Source organism: Fructobacillus sp. CRL 2054, assembly GCF_028764065.1.
GTDB lineage: Bacteria > Bacillota > Bacilli > Lactobacillales > Lactobacillaceae > Fructobacillus.
Map to the genome: position 1 here is coordinate 130,810 of NZ_JACOFN010000001.1, position 24,582 is coordinate 155,391.

Consider the following 24,582-nt stretch of genomic DNA (forward strand, 5'->3'; position numbering starts at 1 on the left):
GGCACTTTATGCACAAGAGCTAAGCTAGTCTTAAGCCTGTCGTGGCCCGACTTTGATTTCTGTAATCTGATGATAGTAATCCAAGGCTACAATCCAATCCGCGGACTGTTGACTTGGATAAATATAATCATCGTAATTTTTCTGATTGGTCTTCTCCCAGATGGACATGGCCAAGTTGTAAAAGTCAATCAAGGGTAACTTGGCGTATTGTGCACGCCAGGAATCAGGATGGTTGGCAGACTTTACGGTTGCAAGTAAGTTACGCTCCAAGTACCAGTCCTTCACGTGGGCCATGTCCGCCTCTAAGAAAATCGTACTGTTTAAGAGATCTTCTGGCAGTTGCAGGGCGACAACCCCTTCTAGAATTAAGACGTCTGGTCGCTTCACCCTCTTTTTTTCTGACGGAACAATATCCGCGAGGGTTTGTGAATAAACCGCAACTTTTTGGTCATCTTTTCCGTCTTGAAAAAATCGAATGAATTCTTCTAAAGCCGTTAGGTCATAACTCTTGGGAAAGCCCTTCTCATCGAAGATTCCTTCTTCATGAAGAGTTGCATTATCCTTTAAGAAGGCATCTGTCGATAGAACTTCAACTTTCAAACCAGACTCACGCAAACCGACTGCTAACCGCTCTGCCAAAGTCGACTTACCAACCGCCACTGATCCGGTTAGGCCAATCGTAAAAAAAGACCCGTTCTGGGCTTTTTTAATTTGGCTAATTAACTGATTAAGCATTGTCAGCCTCCAAAGTGTACAAGGAAGATGGCAGTTCTTCAATCATTGGTGACATCGCGCCGTAGCCAATCAAACTGAGTCGGTGCATAGCACGGGAAGTAACCGTGTAAAGCAAACGGCGTACGTCATCGCTACTATAGTGAGCAGCATCCGCCTGCCAAACAATCACCGCATCAAATTCCAGCCCTTTGGCCAGGTATGATGGTAGGATAACGGCACCCGGTGCCAGTCGCTGGTTTTCAGAGCGGATTAGAGTGATTTGTTCACTCTTCAAGGCCTCTGCCAGCGCCTTTGCTTCTGCCAAAGTCTGCGTGATAATGGCAGTCTGTTCATTATCGGCAGCGTTTTGTCGCAACTGCTTAATAATGGCAGCAACTGCTTCATCTTCCGTCTTCGTAACCTTAACTGTTGGTAATTCACCATTTCGGTTAAAGGCTTCAATCGTCTTACCATCACGAAGCAAGCCCTTCGAGAAGTCCGTGATTTGCTTTGTTGAACGGTAAGTTTGCGTCAGTTCAACAAAATCGACTTTATCGGGATTAAAGAGTGAGGCAAAGTCTTCTTCAAGCGATGAGGCCCAATCCTGGGTAAAGATGGCCTGGTTCAAATCACCAAGAACAGTGAACTTGGCGTTTGGGAAGGAGAACTTCAAGAAGGCCAACTGGAATGGCGTGTAATCCTGAATTTCATCGATAAAGAGGTAGCGAATTTCACGCTGCCCGTGCTTTCCCGTAATCAAATCGTATAGATATAGGTAGATTGTTGTCGTCGAAAGAGAAAGTTGACGGTTCTTAACCTTTTCAATCACCGCTTCAATGTAGTCTTCCCACTCTGTTTGACTAATCTGATAGTCAGCCAAATTCAAGTACTTTGGTAGTTGACGCAAGAGGTCGACGAACTGGGCATTAATGTTAATGAAACCAGCACGGCGAATGCGCTTAGCAAGTGGACGCAAAGCTTGAGTTGCAATCTTCTTGGCTAAGAACTTACGTTCAGCAGCATCAGAAGAGAAGGTCCGTTCTTTTGGTCCTTCACCTAACTGGTGCAAACGAGTCATATCCCCAGCATCGTTGATTTCGTCATCCCCTAAGCGGACCTGGCCGGCTCCAACTAATTCGTCATACTCTTGCTTTGACAAGTTTTCGATGGCGAGTTCGACCCAGTCGGACTTCATTTGAACGCCAACCTGGGAGCGGAGGGAACGCAAAAGACTCTCTTGTGTTGCTTCCAAGCGCTGAGAAAGCTTGTAGTTTTCATTATATTGGTAGTAAACGCTACGAATCTTATCCTTGCTGAGCAAAGGTTCGCCACGGAAGTTTAAGTTACGAACCTTCAAACCGGACTGGTTCAGGTCCTTTGCATAGGACTGAACGGCCTTGAACATATCCAAAGAACCAAGCAAGTGGTCAATTTTTTCGTTTTCTTTATTCTTTTCAAAACGGTCTTCCAGCGTCTGCACTTCAAAACGAGGCAAGCGGTGGGAAGCGTATTGATAGAAGGTTAATTGAACAAGGTTTTGTTCACCCAATTCCGGCAAAACTTGATCAACATAGTCGTTAAATAGCTGGTTGGGTGAGAACATCACCACTTGGCCAGAGTTCAACTTACCGCGGTAGCGGTAGAGCAAGTAAGCCACACGTTGCATGATAGCGGCCGTCTTACCAGACCCTGCAGCACCCTGAACGAAGAGCAAATCAGCGTCCGTATTACGGATGATTTTGTTCTGTTCCTTTTGAATGGTCGTCACGATGGACTTCATCTTCGTTGTTGATTCGCCTGACAAGGCGTTCAACAGCATGGCATCCCCAATCGCTTCTTCCGTATCAAAAAGCGTCACAATAACACCCTTCTCGATTTCGAACTGGCGTTTCAACACAACGTCTGCGGTCTGCTTACCAGCAGGTGTCATGTAATCGACATGGCCGAGACCCCCATCATAGTAAATAGAAGCAACCGGTGTACGCCAATCATAGACCCAGAAGTGTCCGTCATCAGCAAAAGAGGCCAGTCCAATGTAGACGGTCTCCTTTTCGCGGTTCTCTTCCGCGTTATCCAAGAAATCAATTCGGGCAAAGTAAGGCTTTTCCTTCTGCTTTGCCAAAGTCTTGTAGCGGTCTTCAGCGCGAGACTTCGCGGACTGACGTTCTTGAATCGCCTGCTGCTGTTGTCGAATTGACATGGCTGTTTCGACGATACCAGAGTAGGTTGACGTCTTCACACGGACGTCATCCCAGCCCTTGGCTACATCGGAAAGAGAGCCGTTAGACTTCTTGACCTCAGCTTCGGCTTCGAGTTGCGCTAAATCAATCTTCTTTAAAGTTGCATTTAGGTATTCTTGTTCGCGGACTTTTTGCTCGTTTGACACAGTACACCTCTTCTAAATTTACGTTGTATCCATTATACGCCTATCCAATTTAGAAAGATAGGACAGCAAAAATGACAATTTAATAGAAAAAAAGACTTTTCCATTACGAATGCCCATCAAAAAAAGCCGACCAAAGTCAGCTTTTTAAAAATCATTTTACTTGTTAGTCAATGAAGTGATACCAGGCAATGGCTTACCTTCAAGGTATTCCAATGAGGCTCCACCACCAGTTGAGATGTGTGACAACTTGTCAGCAACACCCAAGGCTTGAACGGCAGCAGTTGAATCACCACCACCAACGATTGTTGTTCCACCGTTTTCAGTTACCTTAACCAATTCGTTTCCGATGGCCAAAGTTCCCTTGGCGAAGTTAGGCATTTCGAACACACCCATTGGGCCGTTCCATACAACAGTCTTAGCATCTGCCAAAACGTCTTGGAAAAGCTTAACTGACTTAGGACCGATGTCCAAGCCCATGTAACCATCAGGAATACCAGCGGCTGAATCAACTGTTTCAGTCTTGGCATCGTTTGCAAAGTTGTCAGCAGCAACCGCGTCGATTGGCAATACCAAACGGTCGCCGGCTTCTTCCATCAATGACTTAGCCAAGTCAACCTTGTCAGCTTCGAACAAAGACTTACCAATCTTGTTACCCTTAGCAGCGTCGAATGTGTAAGCCATTCCACCACCGATGATAACCTTGTCAGCCTTCTTCAACAAAGCTTGAACAACTTCGATCTTGTCAGAAACCTTGGCACCACCGATGATTGCAACGAATGGACGCTTAGGGTTTTCAACTGTGTCACCCAAGAACTTGATTTCCTTTTCCATCAAGTATCCTGCAGCGGCTTGGTCAACGTTTGAAGCAATTCCAACGTTTGAAGCGTGTGAACGGTGAGCAGTTCCGAAGGCATCGTTGATGAACAAGTCATCACCAAGTGAAGCCCAGTACTTACCCAATTCAGGGTCGTTACCAGATTCCAACTTCACGTATTCGCCGTTCTTAACGTCTTCAAAACGTGTGTTTTCAACCATCAATACTTGACCATCCTTGAGGTCGTTGATTGCGGCTTCCAACTTAGCACCACGTGTTTCAGGAACGAAGATGACTTCTTGTCCCAACAATTCACCCAAGCGCTTTGCAACTGGTGCCAATGACAATTCCTTCTTGTCATCTTCAGTCTTAATACGACCCAAGTGTGAGAACAAAACGGCGCGGCCGTTTTCCTTGATCACGTGCTTGATAGTAGGCAAAGCAGCAACGATACGGTTATCGTTACCAATTACGCCATCCTTAATAGGGACGTTAAAGTCCACACGCATCAATACTTTCTTACCGGCCAAATTCTTCAAATCTTGAACAGTTAATTTTGCCATGATTGCCTCCAAAATTTCTTTACTTAACAAGACCAATTATAAAGCAAATACTAGCAAATGTCTGCCCAGTCTGCTAATTTTGTTCATTTTGTTACTTGTAAAAGTCGCATCCCCATCCGTAAAAAATCGATTATTGAACGGAGGTGTCTTTACTTTCTTCCTAATCCATTCGACTTTTTGAATTTATCAAAAAATCAATCCCTTTCCATCTTTTGTGCAATCTTTCCCAAAGTGGCTAAAAAGGCTATCTATTCGACTTATAACAAGTTACAATATTCACAGATGAAGGATGTGACTGCAGAATAAATGGAGGCCGCAAAATGGCAAAAGTAGCATTTGTAACAGGTGGAGCTCAGGGGATTGGTAAGGCAATCGTACAACGATTGGCAAAAGACGGTTTTTCAGTTGCCGTTGCCGACCTAAACATTAACGAAGCAACGAAGGTTGCTGACGAAGTAAATAAGGCCAATGGCGAAGCATTGGCCATTAAGATTAACGTTGCCGATCGTGATAACTTCTTTGCCGCCGTTGATGAAGCGGTTGAAAAGTTGGGTGGCCTTGACGTCTTGGTAAATAACGCCGGATTAGGTCCTACAACACCAATCGATACCATCACGCCTGAACAGTTTAACAAGGTATACAACGTTAACGCTGCAGGTGTCATTTGGGGTACTCAAGCTGCACACAAGTACTTCAAGAAGTTTGGTAAAGGTGGAAAGATTATTAACGCCACCTCTCAAGCTGGTGTTGTTGGTAACCCTAACCTAGCCCTTTACAGTGGTACAAAGTTTGCCGTTCGTGGTATCACCCAGGTAACGGCCCGCGATCTTGCAGAAGAAGGTATCACAGTTAACGCCTTTGCCCCTGGAATCGTTAAGACGCCAATGATGTTTGACATCGCCCACAAGGTCGGGGCTAACGCCGGTAAGGATGACGAATGGGGAATGGCCCAGTTCTCAAAGGATATCGCTTTGAAGCGCTTAGCCGAACCAGAAGATATTTCAGCCGTTGTTTCCTTCTTGGCTGGCCCAGACTCAAACTACGTGACTGGCCAAACCTTGATTGTTGATGGCGGAATGCAGTTCCAATAAAATCAGGTTCTCTCATTATCCAAAGTCATTTTTTCTACAATGACTTTTTATTTTGTAAAAGAAAACCCCCAAGAAAATCTTCTTGGGGGTTTTTCAATTGGTAATATCTTCCAATATCACCTTATTCAAAAGTCACTAACTTAGTCCTTTTTCTTCAAACCAAGTGCCACTACCAAGGAACCTAGTCCTAGGAGTGCTAGTCCCTTAACAGAATGTCCAAGCTGCTTTGCCGTTGCAGGAAGTGAATGATTCTTGCTTGCTGCAGAGTGGGCGTTAGAACTTGAGTTACCGTTATCGGAACTGCTTGGCGTATTTGAAGAACTAGGTGTATTCGATGAATCTGGGGTGTTCGGCGTATTTGGAGTGTTTGGCGTTACTGGTGCTGAGGCCTTCTTTTGGTAGGTCACAGTAACATTCTCATCCTTGGTATCCGCCGTTACGGTTTCCGCATCGACTTTTGCCTTATCTGGGGCATCGTAACCGTCAACGGATGGTGAGGTTACTTCAGACCAGGAACCATTATCTGGTGTCCAAGTGCCATCCTTAGTCACTTCACCGGTTACATCGTCAACCGTTACAGTCTTTTTGAAGGTAACTGGTTGCGTCACTGTCTTAGCAACTTCATGCCCATCACTCTTATCAACGTACTTGATGGTACGAGTAACGGTCTTTTGCTCCGTCTTTTCTGATGTGCTGTGAGCGTACTGAACAACTACTTCAGCATCCTTCGTATCCGCCGTTACGCTACTATCAGCTGCTACCGTAGCCTGGTCAGGGGCAGTATAACCAGCAATGGAAGGTGATTGAACGGCATCCCATGAACCACTTTGCGTCCAAGGACCATATGATTCAATAGCGCCGGTTGCTTCATTCCTTACAACGGTACGAGTGAAAGTAATTGGTTGGTTGACTTCGGCATGAATCTCATGCTGATCGACTTTATCGACATACTTGATGGTTCGTGTGACAACCTTCGTTTCAGTCTGGGCATCCTTCTTTTGGTTGTACTTAACAACCTCAGTAGTATCAGACATATCAGCTGTTACATTAACAGCATCAACCTTAGCTTTATCTGGGGCATCGTAACCAGCGATGGATGGTGAATCCGCCTCTGACCATGAACCGGACTGAGTCCAGTCACTGTAAGTAGCGTTGCCGGTCTTCTCATCAACCGTCTTGGTTCGTGTGAAGGTCACCGGTTGGTTTACTTCAGCATGAATTTCATGCCCATCCGTGGCGTCTTCGTACTTAATCGTACGAGTAATCGTCTTGGTTTCGGTTGAGACGTTTGTTTTGTGACTGTATTCAACGTTCACAGTTTTATCTGTCGAGGTATCAGCGTTTAGGTCGTTTTCAGCATCAACCTTTGCCTTGTCTGGCGCGTTATAACCATCAACAGATGGTGATGTGACCTCGGACCAGGAACCAGACTGCGTCCAATTGCCTGCTGTGATGACTTTTCCGGTCACCGCATCAACCGTGTTGGTCCGCGTAAAGGTAACAGGCTGCTTTACAGATGGAGCAACTGATTGCCTGCTGTCCTTATCAATATAGTTAATTGTACGGGTAACCGTCTTAGTGTCAGTCACGTCCTTGTGGGCGTGCTTCAAGACGACGTTATAGGTTTGGTTAAGATTAGAACCGTATGTGTAACCTGCTGCTGGATATGGGTCATTGACTAGTTCGTAACCCTTATTTTCTAGTTCTTGCAGGGTTGTAGCTGTACGATATGGATCCGTTGCATTGCAATGTCCATCCTTTTTAACATAGGTGTACTTGTCACCGTCAATCTTCTGATTGTTGTTATCCTGGTCGAGGTAGTTAACGGTTAACGTACGGTTTTCTGCATAAACATAGGTAATTGTCTGGTCAGAAGTTCCATTGAAAGTACCATCAGGACCATTAATGACTTCAACTAAGTAGCGGTTATCAGCTGAATAATCATTCGCCGTTGTGTGGTAAGCTTCACCATAGAAGCCATTGATTCTCTTCTCGTCTAGCTGTTCCCAATCATTGTTTGTATTGGTATCACCATCTTTATCAAGAACGTAGCGGACTTCGGCAGAAGCAGGATCAGCCTTATAGACGTAGGTAATGTTCAAAACGCCATTCTGCCAGTTAGCCTTGAAGTCGCCATTTACTGCGTACTGTCCATCACCAGTTGATGTGGCACCATCAGGCAACTTAGAGGTATCCAGGGTGTAGTGATCTAACTGAACACTCTTTGCTGAATAGGTATTCTTATCCCTTTCAAAGCCGAGCTGCTTGGAATCGGCGGCAATCTGGTTGCCTTGCTCGTCTTGATAGTGGACAAGTACTTTTGTTTCACCCTCAGTGGTGTTGTCGTTCATTGGGGTAGTAAATGAATGTTTATTGTCTGAAACACCCCTGTTATCAGAGAAGTTAGCAGAATACTTAACCTGTCCGTCCTTGTTATTTGGGTTTTTAAACTGGATGCTTGCTTGGATAGAATATGGGATAACAACGTTACCCTTTCCATCACTGTATCGGGTCTCCATCTCCTGAATAACAGCATCAGACACGTGTGCATATTGGGACTTAATAATCGTCTCAAAGTCTGCCTTACTATAGGCCAATGTCTGTTGCTTACCGTAGTTAATGATTACTTTATAATGGCTATCTGAGACTTTAATAATCGAATAACTATTTTCGGCATGTGTTTCGCTATTGCTTGAATCCTGGTTAAACCAGTTCGCAATTCGTTCACCAGCGTTTGACGTACCACCCCAGTTGTTAGCCGCCTGATCAGTCCATCCAGCTGATTCCGTAGCTGGTCCGAAATTCTGAGAAACTGTCACATAGTGACTGAAAGTATCAGGAGTAATATCAACTGGAACTTCTTTACCATTCGATGTTGTACTTGCATTGACATCAATTGTTTGAATATAATCCTTACCATCGTTTAGTAAAACGGGTTGAGTAAATGGTTTGCCATCTGAATTAAAGAGCGTAGCACGCAATTCAACACCCTCTGATGATTGACTAGAAATCAAATCCTGCATGGCGCCAAGGGTATTGTTTTCACTAAAGTCCGGTGTCGTTGGTTTAGCTGCCCAGTGGTAGTTATGAGTTTGGTCAGCAATCGTTTCTGAGAATGATAGATCAGCACCGTTACTTGCAGACTTAGGGAATACCATTCCCCCGGCCGTATTAAAGTTCAACGTAATACGGTGGGTCTGGTTAGCGTTAAAGTTACTTCCGTCAAGTGGAATAACAATTTCTTGCGTTGAGCCGTCATACGAAACAGACTTTGAAATTCCTTGGTTTGCCTCATCATCATTGATGATTGAGTTCAAGTTTGATACACCAAAGGTCTGAGTTCCTGGTTGGTTAGCCAAGTTGGTCTTCACTGGAATACGAATGGTATCGCCAGCCTTCAGCGTCTTACCACCATTAATAGTGAAAGAGATTGAAGCCTTTCCACCGTTTCCTTGGGCATAGTCCATTGTTCCTGTATCGAGTTGGTCACCATCGTTATGTTGCCAAGAAATTTTATTAGTTTGAACCGAACCATCGCTCGCTAGGTTCGCATATTCATAGGAAGAAGCTGCTCCGACCTGATTAGTTAAAGCAGTGGCTGAACGATTGCTTCCATTTTGTAAAACAGTTGTTGGGTTTGCAAAGTTTTGCTTTGTGCTGACTTGAGTAGTTTGGCTGTCATCATCAGCAGAAACTTGCCCAAGCATATTATTTTCAGATGCAAAGGCTAAGCCTCCAATCAAGGCAAAGGAAGCCACGGACATGACCACCCAGTTCTTTTTGACTTTACGGAGCACTTTCTTTTCGTTTTCTTTGCTAAATTGTTGATGGTTATACATCATAACGAAACCCCTCCAATCAATATGCTGTCTCACGTAAGAACATAGACCCTTTAAAGAACACTGTATACATTCTTTCTTCAGGACTATTACAATAATATTTCTTCTAAATTGCAAGTTTATTTTCAAAATTACTTATACAACACCTGATTTATGACAATAAATCACATTATTTAAAAAAGTACACAAAAAAAGCAGACCCAAAGGTCTGCTTTTTTCTTAAACATTGATTGCCCCTGCTGGGATCGAACCAGCGCATGGAGGTACCAAAAACCTCTGCCTTACCACTTGGCCAAGGGGCAATGCTTCAAATTTGCCTGAAGCGAGGCAATGGGAGCGGTAGGATTCGAACCTACGAACCCGAAGGAACGGAGTTACAGTCCGTCGCGTTTAGCCAGACTTCGCTACACTCCCATGTCTTAAACAACTTCTCTATATTAACAAGAATGAAGTTGTCTGACAAGGTTTTTACTAAATTTTTTTACCAAATTTGGATGCGCTTTTCTGGAGCCAAGTACATACCGTCCCCGTCCTGCACATCGAAGGCCTTTTCAAAGTCGTCAAAATTCTTCACTGTGACGTTCGTACGCAACTTAGCGGGTGCATGAACGTCAATCGTCGCAAGCAATGCTAAGTACTTGGGTTCCGCCTTATGACGCCAGAGCGTAGCAAAGTTCTCAAAGAATGCCTTCACATCAGCATCTCCGCTCGCCTTCGTGGCAGCAAGGGCAGCTGAAACCCCACCGAGGTCGGCCACGTTTTCTGAAACGGTGAGATGTCCGTTGACTTTAGCACCTGCTGAATCCAGTCCATCAAAGGCTTTTACAACAGCTTCCGTCTTTTCTTCGAAGTGGGCAAAGTCTTCTTTGGTCCACCATTCCTTCAAATTACCCTTTTCATCGTAGCGAGCACCGTTTGTATCGAAGGCGTGAGTAATCTCGTGGGCAATGACGGTTCCAATGCCACCAAAGTTTTGGCTAGCTGACTGTTTCAAATCATAAAAAGGCGCCTGTAAAATGGCCGCTGGGAAAACAATTTGGTTGAAGTCCGGTGAATAGTAAGCATTTACCGTGTCGGCTGACATTCCCCAACGGGACTTGTCAGGTTGCTTGCCCCACTTGGCAAAGTGTTCAGCAACTGCTTCCTTTGAAAAGCGTTGGACGTTATCAACAAGGGAGGCGCTTGCATCCACCCGACGATTCTCCAAATAGGCTGGTAGCTTTTCTGGGTAACCCACCTTAACAGCGAGAGCAGCCAACTTCACCTTCGCCTTGGCCCGGGTTTCGTCTGAGAGCCAGTCGATTTGATCAAAACGTCCTTCATAGACCTTAATCAACTCTTGAACCATCTCTTCGACATCGGCCTTGGCCTTTGGACCAAAGTATGTTTCACCATACCACTTTCCGACTACCTGTGAGAAGAAGGCACGGGCCTGACGGAAAGCGGACTTTTCTGGCTTAACCGCCTCCTTTGTCCCAGAAAGCGCACGACCATATTGGCCGGCCAATACACGAGTATCATTACCAAGTAGGCCAGCAACTTCCAAAAGGTTTTGAATAATCATCCAGCCCTTTACGATTGCAAAGTTTTCTTCCGTATAAACTTCATTGGCCTTCTCGAAGAATGGACCATCATAGACGATGACTTTTTCAGGTACTTCACCAACTAAGCCAGCCAAAGTTTCTGCCAAAGTCACGTCTGGTACCTTAGCATTGGCCTCATCAACCGTCATTGGGTGGTAGTTCTTCCAAGAATCCGATAGTTCTTCTGAAGAAGACTCACGGTCAGCCAAGAGTTGGTCAAAGGCTAAGGCTTGATTAACCCATTCAGCGCCTTCATCAGCCAAATCCAAATGATCTAAGAGCTCTGTTACCATCTTAGACCAAGTTGATAGAAGCGCTTCCTTTTGTTCCTTATTCTCATAAGAAGTCGTATCAGGCAAAATCAAATCTGGGCTAGACAGCCAGAGTTCGTTTCGACTGGTATTCTTTGAATCCGGACTAATCGTTGCTTCCAAAACGGTCGTGTAACCGTCTTTTACCAAGTTAGCCTCTTTTTCTTGCAAGTCCTGCCAGGACTGCAGGGCCAACAAAGGCTGCAAGAACTTCTTCACTTCAACCTTCTCAATTGCTGCACGCTTAACCCAATCCTTGGTTAGCTGATGCATCTTAACGAATTCTTCTAGGGCTGCCGGAGTCTTCTCGTCCCCTGCTTCAATAGCAGCAAGTACCCGGCGTTCTTCCTTCTCGATGCCTTCCACTAGGTCGTAGAACCCACCGGTGACAGGTCGATCGGCTGGAATCTTCGCCTGCTCAATCCATTCACCGTTCACCGCTTGGTAAAAGTCATCTTGGTATCGTGTTTTTGTCATGAAGGCCTCCTTTTGACTCGCTAATTCTTACCGCCATTATCCCCAACTTCTCATCTTTTTGCAATAAAAAAGACCGCAAAAGCGGTCTTAAAAGACTTTTATAAAGTACTTTCACCAGCGTTCTTTGGTAATGTGAGTACTTCGAACAGTGGGTAAAGGGAAATGACTCCCATAATAAAGAGTGTTATCTGGTAGGCTAAACTGCTTGCAAAGGCCTGTGAAAACAGTGCCACTAGGGTCGCTGCAAAGCCGACACCGAAAGCCTGAGACAACATTTGCATAACCGACTGCAAGGTGTTGGCTGCGTTCTTTTCCTTCTTTGTTAACTCAGAAAAGGCCAGTGAGTTGTAGGCTGTCAGAGCTAATGAGCGACCGACACCAGATACAAAGGCAACAAAGGCAATCCAAACCTTGGCCGTATTCATTTCAAAGGCCGCCATCAGGAAGGTGGACATCGTGGCCAATCCAAGGGCAATAACCAGCGCGTACTTATAGCCTGTATGCTTGATAATGAAAGTGGTAAAGGGCTTAATTGCCAAGTTACCAAGGAAGATGAAGATGACGTAGGTTCCGGCCTCAACGGCGGACCAGTGGAATGGGACCTGCAACAATAGCGTCAACAAGTATGGCAAGGCCCCAATCGTGATCCAGAAGATGGATCCCCCAGTTGTATAGATTCGGAAAGTCTTCGTCTTTAGAGCGTCTAAGGCAAAGAGTGGCTGATCAACTCGTTGCAAGTGTTTAAAGGACAAGATGGAAAGGATAAATCCTAATACCAGCAGTGTTGATCCTAAAGCAAGGCTCTTCAAACCATGCGACAAGGTTTCGGCTGCAATCAGGATTAACCCCGCGGCCAATGCGACCAAAATGAAACCAACCATGTCGAAAGGCGCGTCTTCTGGTGCATTCTCATCATGAATCAAGAAGTACCCAGCGATTAAGATTCCTAAACCAATTGGCAGGTTCAAAAAGAAAATCCAATGCCAGGAAAGAGCAGAAATAATGTAGCCACCCAGCAAAGGGGCAATGGCTGGCGCAATGAGTGCGGGCCAAATTAGATAAGAAAGAATCTGTAGCAGGTTTTTAGAAGCTACGTTCTCCAAAATGATTAACTTTCCAACCGGAATCATCATGGCTCCGGCAATTCCCTGTAGGGCACGCATCACCAAGATGTAGGCAAGGTTATCAACCAGCCCCACCGCCACTGACGAAAGGGTAAAAATCAAAACAGCAAGCAAAAAGAGCGCCTTTCGATTCATCTTTTTGGCCATCCAGCCCGACAGCGGAATAAAGACGGCTGCAAAGAGCATATAGACTGAAACTAAAAGAGAAGCAGTCGACTGGTTCACCGAGAGGTCGTCAGCAATTTGTGGCAAAGCCGTTGTAACAATCGTCGAATCCAACATCTGCATAAACAGTGCAGCGGCAACGACTAATGCTGCACGCTTTAAAGACTTTTCATTCATTTAAAACTCCCTCATAAATGAAAACAGGGACAACCGTTGGTTGTCCTGCTTTTCTAACTAGATTAACTGTACGCTTCTAATATATGGAGCGTCAAGATAAGGTGACAATTTGATGTAAACTAACCGCTCGATTCAAAACCGGTTGTACTTCCCTGTGATTATCAGGATAAACTTGGGTAAAAGTCGCCAAATCATCGGCGTTTATCCCCAGCGGTTCTTTCAAGAGTAACCATTGCACATCCTTTTTCAAAGGTGGCGTCGTCAGTGTTCCGATGTAGGAAACTGCTTCATCCGCATTGTCCGGCAGAAAGTCCTGTAGGTTTACCTGGTTTATCTTTTCATTTAAAACTGGCTCAAAGAGCGCACTTGCTTTTTCATCCAAGGTCAGAAAAACGCCTAAAACAAAGGTACCGCCATCTGGGCGATTAAAGACCAAGTGAAGTTCTGCCGGGCCATCCTGCCCGTCCCAGAGGTGCTCATAACCATCATGAATATGGAAACGAACTAAATCATAGCTTTCTTCATTAATTAATAATTGGCCGTCACAGAAGAACTGGTCGCCAATGACCTGTTCATCCTTTCGAACGGCACTGGTCTGCAAATTGGACCAGTCGATTCTCAAGGGAGAACCACTAACCAAATCGGCAGCCACTACATCAATTGGTGATTGACAGGTGGCCGTGGTCGTGTTGCGCCAGGCGTCCTGATAGTGGTAATTTAATTTTTCCATGAATGTTTTTTACTTTCTGGTCGTCAAGCGACTTTAGATTGTTTGGTAAATTGAAAAGTACATGAGTCCTGCCCCGAGCAAAACAAAGAGGTGCCAGTAGACATGTCCCATTGGGATTTGAGGCAGCAAATAGAAGATTGTACCGAGTGAGTAGGTCACACCCCCGGCCAGCAAAAGCCAGAATGCGGCCGGTGTCAAAAGGGACCAAATAATTGGCATTACCAGAATGATTAGCCAGCCCATCACCAGGTAAATCGTCACCGCCACCCAGGGCCATCGGCCAACAAAGAAAATGTCGTAAACCAAGCCAGCGATGGTCATTAATAAGATGGCCGTCCAAATGGCCCATCCCACCGGCCACTTCAGAACTAACCAAGTATAAGGCGTATACGATCCCAAAATCACGAGGTAAATACCGGCATGGTCCATGAACTGGAAAACTTTCGCAGCCCGAGTAAAGACGAGCGAGTGGAAGAGCGTTGATGCCAGTAGAAAAAGCGAAATTGACGAAACATAGACAATCACGGCGGCTAACTCAATTGCGCTAGGCGACTCTTTGGATACTTTCACTAATAAAAAAACGGAAGCAATAACCGCTAGAATGAATCCCAAACCATGGGTACTAGCATTCAATACTTCATAGACAATCTGATAAGCCTTTGTCCTTTTTTTCATATTGTCTCCTTATATTAAGTTGGTAAAATTACTGTTCTATAAGTCTATACTAGTTATTCCAATTTAGCAAAATAAAAAAAGTGCTCAAAATCAGTTCTTATAACAATTTATACTCGTCAATTCTAAGTCGAATTTCATTTAAATTTTACAAAAAAACCAGTTCATTGAACTGGTTTACTTTAGATAGTATTCATTACTTTTGGTAGGATTCGTAATCGCGCGACCAGATAACCGCCATGGCCCCGTCACCTGTATGAACAACAATGACCGGATCCATTTCAGCTCGTTCAAAAGTCACGGCAGGATACTTAGCAGAGAAGTCCTTCAACCACTTATCACCAAGCTTTTTGTTATTGGCATCAATAATGTATGCTCGAACCGGGAAATCCACCTTTGAAAGATATTCATCAAAGGCCTTTTGGATTTCATCCTTAGCCCCTGACATCTTACGGACTTTACCGACTGCGGCAATCTTACCGTCACCGGCAATATCAAAGTCAAGCAGTGGCTTTATGTTGAGCAATCCCCCAACCAATGCCTGTCCTCGGGACAAACGACCGGTACGCTTCAAGTGGGAGATATCGTTCACAACAAAACGGACACCCAAGTGGGTACGGAAATCAGCTAATTGCGCCAAGATTTCGTCCATATCGGCGCCTTCCTTGGCTAACTTTGCTGCTAGCAAGGCTTGGGCCGCCTGGGCCATGTTAACCAGCTTTGAGTCAACCACTTCAACGCGGTCCAATCCCTCGTAGCTTGATGCCACAAGTGAAGCCGTTTGAAAGGCCCCAGAGATTCCTGATGAGAGGGTCACAATGATTGCTTGGTCATAACCTGCATCGCGAGCTTCATTCAAAGCCTTTTCCCACTGTGCGGGTGATGGCTGTGAAGTTGTTGGCAGTTCCTTCTTCTTAGACATCATGTCCACGAGTTGTGCAACTGACGTGATGTCCTTTCCGCCCATGAAAGTCTCTTCCCCGAAAAGAATGGGAATTGATACTTCTGTAATTGAAAATGAGTTTCGAATAGTTTGTGGAAGGGCCGCTGACGAATCAACAATAACCGCAATTTTTGCCATGATTTCTCTCCTGAATAATACTAAAACACTATACCATAAAAGCTAAATTTAACTCATGGTAAATAAGCCGTACCCAATGATAAAGGCTACAAATCCCGTTGCCATTTGGACCGTGAGGTACAGTGTCGCCTGCTTGCGACTGGCTTCGCCTGCGCTCTCCGTCATCATCGATGAAAAAGTTGTCAAACCGCCCAAAAGACCTGTTTCTAATAGAAGAACAAGGGGCTGATTGAGTTTTAATTCAAACAGCGCACCCAAGGCAAAGGAACCAATCAAGTTCACCAACCAAACACCGGTTAAATAGGCACCTCGGTTGGTCCAAAGGGTCATCAACCAGTAGCGTAAGACAGCCCCAAAACCAGTTCCCAACATGACTAAGAGTAATTTATTTACCATCTTTTGCCACCTGTTCTTCCTGTGAAACACGTTGCACTAAGACATCACCAAGCCAAAAGCCTAACTTTAATGACAATAAAGCAAAGGCAATCGATGCGGCAATGAGCAAGAAAAGATAAACTAGCTGGCCAGACCATAAATACTGGTAACTCTCTAAAATAAGTGCACCAAACGTGGTAAAGCCACCACAAATCCCCGTACCAACAAAGTCTTGAATATAGGCTGGTTTTTCGTGAAATCCCTTCATATAAGTACCGAGGGTAGCCAAAACAGCCGTTCCAAGACAGTTAATAAAAATCGTCATCAATGGCCAGCTACCCATAACAGGTACTAAACTCAGGCCATAGCGGGCCAAGCCCCCAATGGCACCACCTAGGAAGACAACTAGGGTGATAATTTGTGGTTTTTCCTCAAGCATTTTCTACCTCATCAACATGGCAAAGTAGTTCTCCAGCGCGCTCATTCACATCCTTTAAAATATCTGAAAAAGCGATACTAGACATTTTCTTAATCAGTGACTGATCGATTAAGTCGTAGTAAGAAGATAAGACTGGGTTAACGTGTTGAGCAATTGGGCATTCTTCATTCACCTTATTATCGAGAGGAAAAGTGGCCGAACTCGGGTCAACAGCCATCAAAACATCCGCCATCGTAATCTCACTCGCCGGTTTAGCAAGAATGGGACGTGAAAAATGATCACCCTCTCGTTTAATAATGTCAGCATTTTGCAAATCTGACATCAAAGCACGAATTCTTGACGGATTCGTATTAACAGAATCAGCAATACTCTTGGATGAGTAAGAAGACTGCTTATCGGCCCGAGCAATATAAATCAAAATATGAATCGCATTAGTCAGTTTTAGAGATGGCTTCATGTTATAAATATTCCTTGTTTTTTTATCCTAGATAGTATAACATACTGCTTGTACTTTTATTAAATACAACTCATAAGGAGAAGCCAAATGCCTGACTTTGCTAAGATTCAAGAACAACGACGCTCCATCTACAACCTTGGGAAGAACGTTCAACAAAATCCCGACGAACTTTTTTCTATTATTAAGGGGGCCGTGCGAGAAACGCCATCCGCCTTTAATTCGCAATCCGTTCAGGCTGTTGTCCTAACCGGACAAGCCCATGAAAAGCTTTGGGAAATTGCCTTAACCGAATTAAAAAAGGTAGCCGCTTCGGAAGAAGCCTTTACAGCAACGAAAACGAAGGTAAATCATTCCTTTGCCGCTGGCTTTGGTACCGTGCTGTACTTCACCGATACAAACATCGTTGAGGGACTAAAGAAACAAGCACCTGCCTATGCTGATAACTTCGACGACTGGGCGGAAGAAGCAATTGGTATTAGCCTATACGCCGTTTGGTTAACCTTGAGTAATCTTGGACTGGGAGCATCCTTGCAGCACTATAACCCACTCATTGATCAGGCTGTCAAAGAGACTTTCAACTTACCTGACAGTTGGGTACTACGTGGACAAATGCCATTTGGTTCCATCGAGGCCCCTGCCCAAGATAAAACATATCAAGATGATATGGTCCGCTTTATGCATTTTAATTGACTTTTCTTAGAAAAAATTGATTTTTTCTAATTATTTCTTGACAGCTAAGATGGTCTCTTGTATGCTTAAGACAACTTTTAATACTTTAGGAGCAATCAAATGACTGCATTCTCATCACAATTGAATCGCCAATGGTGGCGCCGGTAGGAAAGCAGCTTGACGGAATACGGACAGGCTGTGACACAGTTTGTCCCAACCGGTCTCTTTTTACTGTATAAAAGTCTGTTTGGGTACATCACATTACCCAAGCAGGCTTTTTTCATGCAAAAAAACTGACTTGGGTTAAGTATTTTATTTGGGAGAGTAAGATGAATAAACGTCTATTAACGGTTACATCACTGATTTTAGCCTTCCTTGTTGTCGCCTTCTTTACTGAGGGTCAATCAACATCGAAGAAGAACCATAAGATTCCAACGGTTGGAATTCTTCAATTAGTTACCCACCCTGCCTTGGATCAAATCCATCAGGGTGTCGTTGCCGGTTTGAAGGACGGCGGTTACACGGATGGTAAGAACGTGAAGATCTCTTATCAAAACGCACAGGCCAACCAAGCCAACTTAAAGACCATGGCGCAGGACTTTGAAAACAAGGACACCGACCTAACGGTTGGAATTGCCACGCCAGCTTCTCTCTCACTGGCACAGGCAGCTAATGGCAAGTCGCCTGTTATCCTCGCTGGTATCACCAACCCAGTTGGTGCTAAATTAGTAAACTCACTCGACAAGCCGGGTAAGAATGTGACCGGTGTTGCTGGTGACTCACCTTACGAGAAGCAGGCTGCCGTCTTTAAGGAAGTTTTGCCAAAGGCCAAGACCATCGGTATCATCTCGACCACTTCCGATTCAGGTGGTACTTATAACGCCAAGATGATGAAGAAGACTTTGCAAAAGTCGGGCTACACCGTGAAGTCTTACACCATTTCTTCTACTAATGATATGTTGCAGGTTGCGACAACCATGGCCGGCGAAGTCGATGCCATTTACGCGCCACAGGATAACTCCGTTGCAACGGCCATGAAGACTTTGGTATCTGCTGCTAAGGCGAAGAACGTACCGGTTATCCCATCAAACGACACAATGGTTGCCGATGGTGGACTGGTTACCTACTCACAGTCACAGTACCAAGTGGGTTACCAGGCTGGTCAAATGGCAGCCAAGGTTCTAAAGGGCGAAAAGGCATCAACAATGGCCGTCCAATCCGTCACAAAGGGTAACTACGCTGTGAACCTACAAACGGCTTCAGACCTCGGCATCACACTACCAGAAAAGATTGTTTCAGACGCTAAAGCTAACAAGGAGGCCTACTAATGTCCATTATCGTTTCTTCAATTTCACAGGGCATCCTCTGGGCCATTCTAGGAGTCGCCCTCTACCTGACCTTCCGTATTTTGAACTTTGCGGATATGACGGTTGAAGGTTCCTTCCCACTTGGAGCTTCAACAGCGGTTGCCATGATTGCTGATGGGGTCAACCCATTCTTAGCCACTGCAGCCTCACTAGTTGTTGGTGCAGCAGCCGGCCTAATCACCGGTTTGCTCTACACGAAGGGTAAGATTCCTATCCTATTAGCAGGAATTCTGGTCATGACCGCCTGCCTGTCAATCAACTTACGCATTATGGGTTCTGCTAACATTTCCCTATTAGATCAAAAAACCATTTTCTCCCTTTCCTTCCTAAACGATTTGCCAAAGTACTTCGACGGCGTCGTTCTTGGATTAATTGTCATTGCCATTATCCTAAGTTTCCTCATCTGGTTCCTACAAACCGAACTGGGTCAGGCTTTCATCGCCACCGGTGATAACAAAGTCATGGCCGCTGCTTTCGGTATTAAGACGGATCGTATGACGATTATGGGTCTTATGGTTTCAAACGCCTTGATTGCCTTCGGTGGTGCTGTTATCGCTCAAAACAACGGTTTTGCTGACATCAACATGGGTATCGGTATCATCGTTATCGCCCTGGCTTCCATCATCATTGGAGAAGTAGCCTTCGGTGATTTGTCATTGAACCAACGTTTGGTTGCTGTCGTTATTGGCTCAATCATCTACCGTTTAGTCCTCTTGGCCGTTCTACAGCTTGGATTCTCAACGAACGATTTGAACTTAATTTCATCCATCATTCTTGCCTTGGCAATGATGGTTCCTCAAGCTCGTAAGTTCTTGAAGCTTGAAAAAGTCCTACACATGGGAGGTAAAGCAAATGACTAACCCTGTAATCTCACTAAAAGATGCAACAGTCACCGTTCCAAACGGGACAACCATCTTAAATAAGATGAATCTAGACATTTACCCTGAAGATTTCATTACCGTTCTTGGAACCAACGGGGCCGGTAAGTCGACCCTTTTTAATGTGATTTCCGGTGACCTTCCTCTAACTTCTGGTTCCGTTTTCCACGATGGTGAAGATATTACGCCAGTACCCGCCGTAAAGCGAACATCCTTCTTAGCTCGTGTCTTCCAGGACCCAAAGCTTGGAACAGCACCGCGTATGACAGTTGCTGAAAACCTTCTGCTTGCTGAAAAACGTGGAACTCGCCGGACTTTGAAGAATCGTAAGCTCACTTCTGAAAAGCTTGAACATTACTACGAATTGACAAAGACAATGGGGAACAACCTCGAAGACCGACTGCAAACAGCGACTGGTTCCCTTTCAGGAGGGCAGCGCCAAGCGCTCTCCTTCCTAATGGCGACACAGGTCAAGCCAGGTTTGCTGCTCTTAGACGAGCATACAGCCGCCCTTGATCCAAAGACATCAGACCAGCTCATGGCTGCAACCAACCATCAGGTAAAAGACAACCACTTAACTTCTCTGATGATCACCCATAATTTGAAGGACGCCCTTCAATACGGGAACCGTCTGATTGTCTTAAACGCCGGACAAATCGTTCTAGACGTTAAGGACGAAGAGAAGGCAGCGTTAACAGAGGCTGACCTACTCAAGTACTTCGTACATTAATTATTTTCAATTTAAAAGACGGACCGTTTCACATGAAACGGTCCGTCTTTTTTTAGAAGTAAAAGGGATTTTCTTCTGAATTAATTTTATCAAAGACCTCAAAAAGATGGTCTCGCTCGGTAATCTTGTACTTCTTCATCTTCCGGTCGTAGACAACCTCAGACTTGATTTCTTCCCCCTGCTGTAAATCTGCAAGGAACTCGCGAATCGCTGCAATATCACGCTGCACGGTTTTCTGACCAACAAAAAAGAGGTCTTCAATCTGGTCCACCGACATGGCCTGCTTTGAGATCAAAATTGAGTATAAACGCAGAATCCGTTGTTTATCATTAAAAACACTTTTGTTTCGTGACATCGCTAACTCCTTTGCTCATTGTAGCAAAAAAAGCAGCACGAGAACGAAAAAAATCATCCTTTCAACAAAAAAAGACAGGTAAGTGCCTGTCTTTTCTATTTATTTAAACTGAACGACGTTGGAAAATCAAGAAGGTCAAAAGGTATAGCAATACCAAGTACCCTACGTAGACAACCCAGATAACCCAAACATCTGCACCGAAGTACATGTGTAGGGCAAAGTTGACGGCTGAAGTACCATCAAACTGTGATAAGAAAGACTCAACAGTCAATGGGTTCAACTTTAACGGCTCCCAGAATTGAACCAAGGATGTCGTAATGGCCGCGATGATTGAGGTAGCAATTGAAAGAACAATTCCCAATGAAACGGCGGCTGCCGATGACTTCACGAGGTTTGAAACCAAGATAACGATGGCGAAGAAGAACAAGGTCATCACAACGTCCATGACTTGGTGGAAAAGGAATGGCTGCCAGTCGATTTCCGTACCGGTCGTTCCATTCAGCGTTTGGAAAATCAAGCGGCCGGCCAATGTTCCCAAAACAGCTGAAGCCAATACAATCACGTATTCAATCACAATCATTACTATCTTTGAGATAAAGATTTGGAGTCGTGAGTACTGACGGGAGAGCAATGGGCGAATAGTTCCAAAGTTAAATTCCTGTGTAAAGGTCAAAGCAGAAAGAACTGACGCAGCAATTGCTACAACGATTCCAGCCCCACCAAGTGCAGCATAACCAAGGGTTTGTGACTCAGCTGGGATAAACCAGATTAACGTTACAACTGGCAATAGGAAGGAAATAATGGCCCAGACATAAAAACGATTTTGCTTTACTGCCTTCATCCATTCTTGTTTTAATAAGGTAATCATAATCTCTCCTTTAACAAAGTCTTAGGCACGGGTGCCCTTTTCGGACAGCACTTCTAAGAGGTGTTCTTCCAAGTTAGCGGTTCCCGTTTGGATATCTAAGACATCCAACTTAGCTTCTGTCGCCTTTGCCAATACGGCCTGGGCGTTAACGCCTTCTTCAACAGTAATCAACACTTGATCATTGTCACCAAGCTTAGCATGCCAGCCAGCATCTTCCGCTGCCTTCAACATGGCCTGGTTATCAGAAGTCTTAACCTTAACCTCGGCCTTATCTTCTGAAAGGAAGTCTTTCATCGTTGCACGACGAATAATCTTACCCTTGTTAATGATAACCACATCGTCAGCAAGACGTTGCAATTCGTCCAAAAGGTGGGAAGAAATCAAGAAGGCAATGCCCTTCTGTGCAAGTTCCTGGATGAGTGAACGGATTTCGCGAACAGATTGTGGATCCAATCCGTTCATTGGTTCATCTAAGATAACCAACTTTGGCTTACGAATCAAAGCGATGGCAATACCCAGGCGTTGCTTCATCCCAAGTGAGAAGTGCTTGGCTTTCCGCTTACCGAAGTTCGGACCATCAATTCCGGTCAACTTCATGAGTTCTTGAATGTTTTCAGGATCATCTGAATCCATTGCATAGTACTTCATGTGGTCTTCGGCAGTAAAGTTTGGATAGATTGATGGGTATTCAATCAAGTTTCCCATCTTAGACAAAGCCTTTGTCTTTGAGAACTTAACAGGTTGGCCATCAAAAATAATATCCCCTGAATCAAAACGCATCAAACCAGTCATGGCACGCATTGCAGTGGACTTTCCGGCCCCGTTTGGGCCAATCAAACCAACAATACGACCAGGTTCTACTGAAAATGATACGTCATCTAAGGCTTGGTATGAGCCAAATTTCTTTGACACGTGACGCAGTTCTAATAATGACATATGCGGTGTCTCCTTTTGTAAACGTCTCTTTCAATCAACATTGAAGGACTTAAACTTATTTGAGTCTCCTCCATTATAACAAAGCAAGCAAGACCAACCATTAAAGTCCCCCATCTTTAACAAATCCATAAAAAAAGCTCCCCTAGCGGGGAGCATTTCAAAATGTCAGATACCTAGTACGGGAGAGAAGGTATAAATTAGGTTTAGAGAGAAGTATTTATAATGAACTAGGTACCTGACCCTTTGATATATTGCTATATCATGTCTATTATTATGGGCCGATGAGATTAAACTAAGGTTAAAGTAGAATAACTTTTGAAAAAACATTCAAAAAGGTTCATTTAACAACTTTAATCTTACTTAACCGTTCCTAAGAAATACTTCTTTTTACCACGGCGAACAAGGACAAATTGACCTTCGTAAGCAGCACTTGGATCAACTTCAGCGTCAACATCCGTCACCTTTTCACCGTTAATACGGACCGCCCCGTTCGTGACGTCTTCACGTGCTTGACGCTTTGACTTTTCGATTCCAGCATCAACTAAGAAATCGACAATATTTTGCTTATTTGCAGTCGTATCAAATCCCGGAACACCAGAGAAAACGTCCTTAATTTGTTGGACGCTTAGTTCTGCAACATCACCTGAGAACAAAGCCTTTGACAAAGCTTCCGCTTCATCAACAGCTGCTTGGCCGTGAACAAAGGCTGTGACCTCTTCTGCCAAACGCTTCTGTCCGTAACGAGCACCGGGGTTTTCAGCTGATTCTGCGACAATCTTTTCAATTTCTTCCGGTTCCAAGAAGGTAAAGTACTTCAAGTACTTTTCAATATCGGCATCCTGTTGGTTAAACCAGAACTGGTAGAAAGTATAAGGTGATGTCTTTTCAGCGTTCAACCAGATGGCGTTTCCTTCAGACTTACCAAACTTCTTACCAGTTGAGTCCGTCATCAAAGGAATCGTCAAACCAAAGGCTGGCGCCTCTGGTCCCTCAATTGTATGAATCAAATCAACACCAGAGGTGATGTTTCCCCACTGGTCTGATCCACCAATTTGCAAACGAACGTTTTCTTCCTGCCAGAGGTGCAAGAAGTCGATGGCCTGCAAAATCTGGTAAGTAAATTCCGTGTAAGAAATTCCTGTTTCCAAACGGGAAGCCACAACGTCCTTCTTCAACATCACGTTAATTGAAAAGAGCTTTCCGTAGTCACGCAAGAACGTTGGCAATGACATCACATTCAACCAGTCGGCATTGTTGACAATTTTTGTACCATTTTGGCCAAACAGCTTCGTAACCTGGGCAGCAATGCCCTTTTCGTTTTCCTTCAACTGTTCTTCAGAAAGCAATTTACGTTCTGTGGTTGGACGTGGATCTCCAATTGAACCTGTTGCGCCACCAACAATAATGACAGCCTTACCACCAGCGTTTTGGAAGCGCTTCAAGACCATAAAGGGAATCAAGTGGCCCAGGTGCAAAGAATCGGCAGTTGGATCGGTCCCGACATAAGCACCAATTTGACCGTCTTCCATGGCCTTCAACAAGCCCTCTTCATCCGTTACTTGGTTCAAGGCACCACGCCACTTCAAATCTTCAATAAAATTCATAACACGCTCCTATTTTAATATTTTTCTTCCTATATGATATAAAAAAGTCGCCCTAATCTCTTCTGATTAGGGCGACTGAACCGCGGTACCACCTAAATTACCTCTTCGAGGTCACTTGGACTGCCTTAACGCGGCATTTTACGTCATTGTGTTTTGTTGTGTACCTGAAGAAGTTAG

At 44.6% G+C, this 24,582-nt stretch carries 21 protein-coding genes and 2 tRNA genes; 5 read left to right on the plus strand and 18 right to left on the minus strand.

Translation table 11 applies throughout. The features are described 5' to 3' along the window. Positions 1-30: 30 nt before the first annotated feature. The 3 genes from H7198_RS00725 to H7198_RS00735 all read right to left on the minus strand — a co-directional run bounded on the left by H7198_RS00725 (position 31) and on the right by H7198_RS00735 (position 4,477). Positions 31-735, minus strand: a complete 705-nt coding sequence (locus tag H7198_RS00725; protein ID WP_274457836.1) for a type I pantothenate kinase — start codon at positions 733-735, stop codon at positions 31-33. Continuing rightward, the gene (helD, locus tag H7198_RS00730) at positions 728-3,100 is read right to left on the minus strand and encodes an RNA polymerase recycling motor HelD (protein ID WP_274457838.1); all 2,373 of its coding nucleotides are present in this window, start codon (positions 3,098-3,100) and stop codon (positions 728-730) included. The genes H7198_RS00725 and helD overlap by 8 nt, the downstream gene beginning before the upstream one ends. A gap of 156 nt (positions 3,101-3,256) precedes the next feature. Beyond that, positions 3,257-4,477 carry a phosphoglycerate kinase gene (locus tag H7198_RS00735; protein WP_091503160.1) on the minus strand — a complete coding sequence of 407 codons (1,221 nt, stop codon included), beginning with the start codon at positions 4,475-4,477 and terminating at the stop codon, positions 3,257-3,259. A 320-nt stretch (positions 4,478-4,797) separates the two neighbouring features. Here H7198_RS00735 and H7198_RS00740 point away from each other — a divergent pair, with 320 nt between their 5' ends. Beyond that, entirely contained in the window at positions 4,798-5,568 is a 771-nt protein-coding gene (locus H7198_RS00740; protein WP_274457840.1) for a (S)-acetoin forming diacetyl reductase, read from the plus strand. A gap of 140 nt (positions 5,569-5,708) precedes the next feature. Here H7198_RS00740 and H7198_RS00745 read toward each other — a convergent pair whose 3' ends face one another. From H7198_RS00745 to H7198_RS00795, 11 genes are all read right to left on the minus strand, one after another. Beyond that, positions 5,709-9,410, minus strand: a complete 3,702-nt coding sequence (locus H7198_RS00745; protein WP_274457842.1) for a mucin-binding protein — start codon at positions 9,408-9,410, stop codon at positions 5,709-5,711. A 227-nt stretch (positions 9,411-9,637) separates the two neighbouring features. Beyond that, a tRNA-Gln gene (locus H7198_RS00750) sits at positions 9,638-9,709 on the minus strand. 29 nt (positions 9,710-9,738) lie between these two features. Then, positions 9,739-9,821, minus strand: a tRNA-Tyr gene (locus tag H7198_RS00755). Positions 9,822-9,888: 67 nt separating this feature from the next. Then, complete coding sequence (locus H7198_RS00760) at positions 9,889-11,778, minus strand: M13-type metalloendopeptidase (protein WP_274457844.1); 1,890 nt, start codon at positions 11,776-11,778, stop codon at positions 9,889-9,891. A 98-nt stretch (positions 11,779-11,876) separates the two neighbouring features. Next, positions 11,877-13,244: an MFS transporter gene (locus tag H7198_RS00765; protein WP_274457846.1), complete on the minus strand. Its 1,368-nt coding sequence runs from the start codon at positions 13,242-13,244 to the stop codon at positions 11,877-11,879. Positions 13,245-13,335: 91 nt separating this feature from the next. Continuing rightward, positions 13,336-13,974: a carbonic anhydrase family protein gene (locus tag H7198_RS00770; protein WP_274457848.1), complete on the minus strand. Its 639-nt coding sequence runs from the start codon at positions 13,972-13,974 to the stop codon at positions 13,336-13,338. 33 nt (positions 13,975-14,007) lie between these two features. Continuing rightward, positions 14,008-14,649, minus strand: a complete 642-nt coding sequence (trhA, locus tag H7198_RS00775) for a PAQR family membrane homeostasis protein TrhA (protein WP_274457850.1) — start codon at positions 14,647-14,649, stop codon at positions 14,008-14,010. A 193-nt stretch (positions 14,650-14,842) separates the two neighbouring features. Then, on the minus strand, positions 14,843-15,727 hold the full coding sequence (locus H7198_RS00780) for a DegV family protein (RefSeq protein WP_274457852.1): 885 nt from the start codon (positions 15,725-15,727) through the stop codon (positions 14,843-14,845). 48 nt (positions 15,728-15,775) lie between these two features. Then, positions 15,776-16,123, minus strand: coding sequence for a CrcB family protein (locus tag H7198_RS00785; RefSeq protein ID WP_274457854.1), 348 nt, complete (start codon positions 16,121-16,123; stop codon positions 15,776-15,778). After that, positions 16,113-16,541, minus strand: coding sequence for a fluoride efflux transporter FluC (locus H7198_RS00790; protein ID WP_274457856.1), 429 nt, complete (start codon positions 16,539-16,541; stop codon positions 16,113-16,115). The genes H7198_RS00785 and H7198_RS00790 overlap by 11 nt, the downstream gene beginning before the upstream one ends. Then, entirely contained in the window at positions 16,534-16,998 is a 465-nt protein-coding gene (locus H7198_RS00795; RefSeq protein WP_274457858.1) for an Rrf2 family transcriptional regulator, read from the minus strand. Before H7198_RS00795 ends, H7198_RS00790 begins: the two co-directional genes overlap by 8 nt. Positions 16,999-17,085: 87 nt before the next feature. Here H7198_RS00795 and H7198_RS00800 point away from each other — a divergent pair, with 87 nt between their 5' ends. The 4 genes from H7198_RS00800 (at position 17,086) to H7198_RS00815 (ending at position 20,642) form a co-directional block, all read left to right on the plus strand. Then, positions 17,086-17,688, plus strand: a complete 603-nt coding sequence (locus H7198_RS00800) for a nitroreductase family protein (protein ID WP_274457860.1) — start codon at positions 17,086-17,088, stop codon at positions 17,686-17,688. 308 nt (positions 17,689-17,996) lie between these two features. Beyond that, a complete protein-coding gene (gene trpX / locus H7198_RS00805) occupies positions 17,997-18,995 on the plus strand; it encodes a tryptophan ABC transporter substrate-binding protein (protein WP_274457863.1) in 999 nt (332 codons plus the stop codon). Continuing rightward, a complete protein-coding gene (locus H7198_RS00810; RefSeq protein WP_274457865.1) occupies positions 18,995-19,894 on the plus strand; it encodes an ABC transporter permease in 900 nt (299 codons plus the stop codon). The genes trpX and H7198_RS00810 overlap by 1 nt, the downstream gene beginning before the upstream one ends. Continuing rightward, on the plus strand, positions 19,887-20,642 hold the full coding sequence (locus H7198_RS00815) for an ABC transporter ATP-binding protein (protein WP_274457867.1): 756 nt from the start codon (positions 19,887-19,889) through the stop codon (positions 20,640-20,642). The genes H7198_RS00810 and H7198_RS00815 overlap by 8 nt, the downstream gene beginning before the upstream one ends. 52 nt (positions 20,643-20,694) lie before the next feature. Here the strand turns inward: H7198_RS00815 and H7198_RS00820 are convergent, their stop codons facing one another. The 4 genes from H7198_RS00820 to tyrS all read right to left on the minus strand — a co-directional run bounded on the left by H7198_RS00820 (position 20,695) and on the right by tyrS (position 24,405). Next, positions 20,695-20,997: a kinase gene (locus tag H7198_RS00820; protein ID WP_091503199.1), complete on the minus strand. Its 303-nt coding sequence runs from the start codon at positions 20,995-20,997 to the stop codon at positions 20,695-20,697. 103 nt (positions 20,998-21,100) lie between these two features. Further along, positions 21,101-21,865: an ABC transporter permease gene (locus tag H7198_RS00825; protein WP_274457870.1), complete on the minus strand. Its 765-nt coding sequence runs from the start codon at positions 21,863-21,865 to the stop codon at positions 21,101-21,103. A gap of 21 nt (positions 21,866-21,886) precedes the next feature. Continuing rightward, positions 21,887-22,801, minus strand: a complete 915-nt coding sequence (locus H7198_RS00830) for an ABC transporter ATP-binding protein (RefSeq protein WP_274457871.1) — start codon at positions 22,799-22,801, stop codon at positions 21,887-21,889. A gap of 356 nt (positions 22,802-23,157) precedes the next feature. Continuing rightward, positions 23,158-24,405, minus strand: a complete 1,248-nt coding sequence (gene tyrS / locus H7198_RS00835) for a tyrosine--tRNA ligase (protein WP_274457874.1) — start codon at positions 24,403-24,405, stop codon at positions 23,158-23,160. Positions 24,406-24,582: the final 177 nt, after the last annotated feature.

Coding starts and splice junctions, on each gene's coding strand:
- H7198_RS00790 (WP_274457856.1), bottom strand. CDS start 16,541: ATGCTTGAGGAAAAACCACAAATTATCACCCTAGTTGTCTTCCTAGGT.
- H7198_RS00760 (WP_274457844.1), bottom strand. CDS start 11,778: ATGACAAAAACACGATACCAAGATGACTTTTACCAAGCGGTGAACGGT.
- trhA (WP_274457850.1), bottom strand. CDS start 14,649: ATGAAAAAAAGGACAAAGGCTTATCAGATTGTCTATGAAGTATTGAAT.
- H7198_RS00795 (WP_274457858.1), bottom strand. CDS start 16,998: ATGAAGCCATCTCTAAAACTGACTAATGCGATTCATATTTTGATTTAT.
- trpX (WP_274457863.1), top strand. CDS start 17,997: ATGAATAAACGTCTATTAACGGTTACATCACTGATTTTAGCCTTCCTT.
- H7198_RS00810 (WP_274457865.1), top strand. CDS start 18,995: ATGTCCATTATCGTTTCTTCAATTTCACAGGGCATCCTCTGGGCCATT.
- H7198_RS00785 (WP_274457854.1), bottom strand. CDS start 16,123: ATGGTAAATAAATTACTCTTAGTCATGTTGGGAACTGGTTTTGGGGCT.
- H7198_RS00725 (WP_274457836.1), bottom strand. CDS start 735: ATGCTTAATCAGTTAATTAGCCAAATTAAAAAAGCCCAGAACGGGTCT.
- H7198_RS00740 (WP_274457840.1), top strand. CDS start 4,798: ATGGCAAAAGTAGCATTTGTAACAGGTGGAGCTCAGGGGATTGGTAAG.
- H7198_RS00770 (WP_274457848.1), bottom strand. CDS start 13,974: ATGGAAAAATTAAATTACCACTATCAGGACGCCTGGCGCAACACGACC.
- H7198_RS00765 (WP_274457846.1), bottom strand. CDS start 13,244: ATGAATGAAAAGTCTTTAAAGCGTGCAGCATTAGTCGTTGCCGCTGCA.
- H7198_RS00815 (WP_274457867.1), top strand. CDS start 19,887: ATGACTAACCCTGTAATCTCACTAAAAGATGCAACAGTCACCGTTCCA.
- H7198_RS00800 (WP_274457860.1), top strand. CDS start 17,086: ATGCCTGACTTTGCTAAGATTCAAGAACAACGACGCTCCATCTACAAC.
- H7198_RS00780 (WP_274457852.1), bottom strand. CDS start 15,727: ATGGCAAAAATTGCGGTTATTGTTGATTCGTCAGCGGCCCTTCCACAA.
- H7198_RS00745 (WP_274457842.1), bottom strand. CDS start 9,410: ATGATGTATAACCATCAACAATTTAGCAAAGAAAACGAAAAGAAAGTG.
- H7198_RS00830 (WP_274457871.1), bottom strand. CDS start 22,801: ATGTCATTATTAGAACTGCGTCACGTGTCAAAGAAATTTGGCTCATAC.
- H7198_RS00735 (WP_091503160.1), bottom strand. CDS start 4,477: ATGGCAAAATTAACTGTTCAAGATTTGAAGAATTTGGCCGGTAAGAAA.
- H7198_RS00820 (WP_091503199.1), bottom strand. CDS start 20,997: ATGTCACGAAACAAAAGTGTTTTTAATGATAAACAACGGATTCTGCGT.
- H7198_RS00825 (WP_274457870.1), bottom strand. CDS start 21,865: ATGATTACCTTATTAAAACAAGAATGGATGAAGGCAGTAAAGCAAAAT.
- tyrS (WP_274457874.1), bottom strand. CDS start 24,405: ATGAATTTTATTGAAGATTTGAAGTGGCGTGGTGCCTTGAACCAAGTA.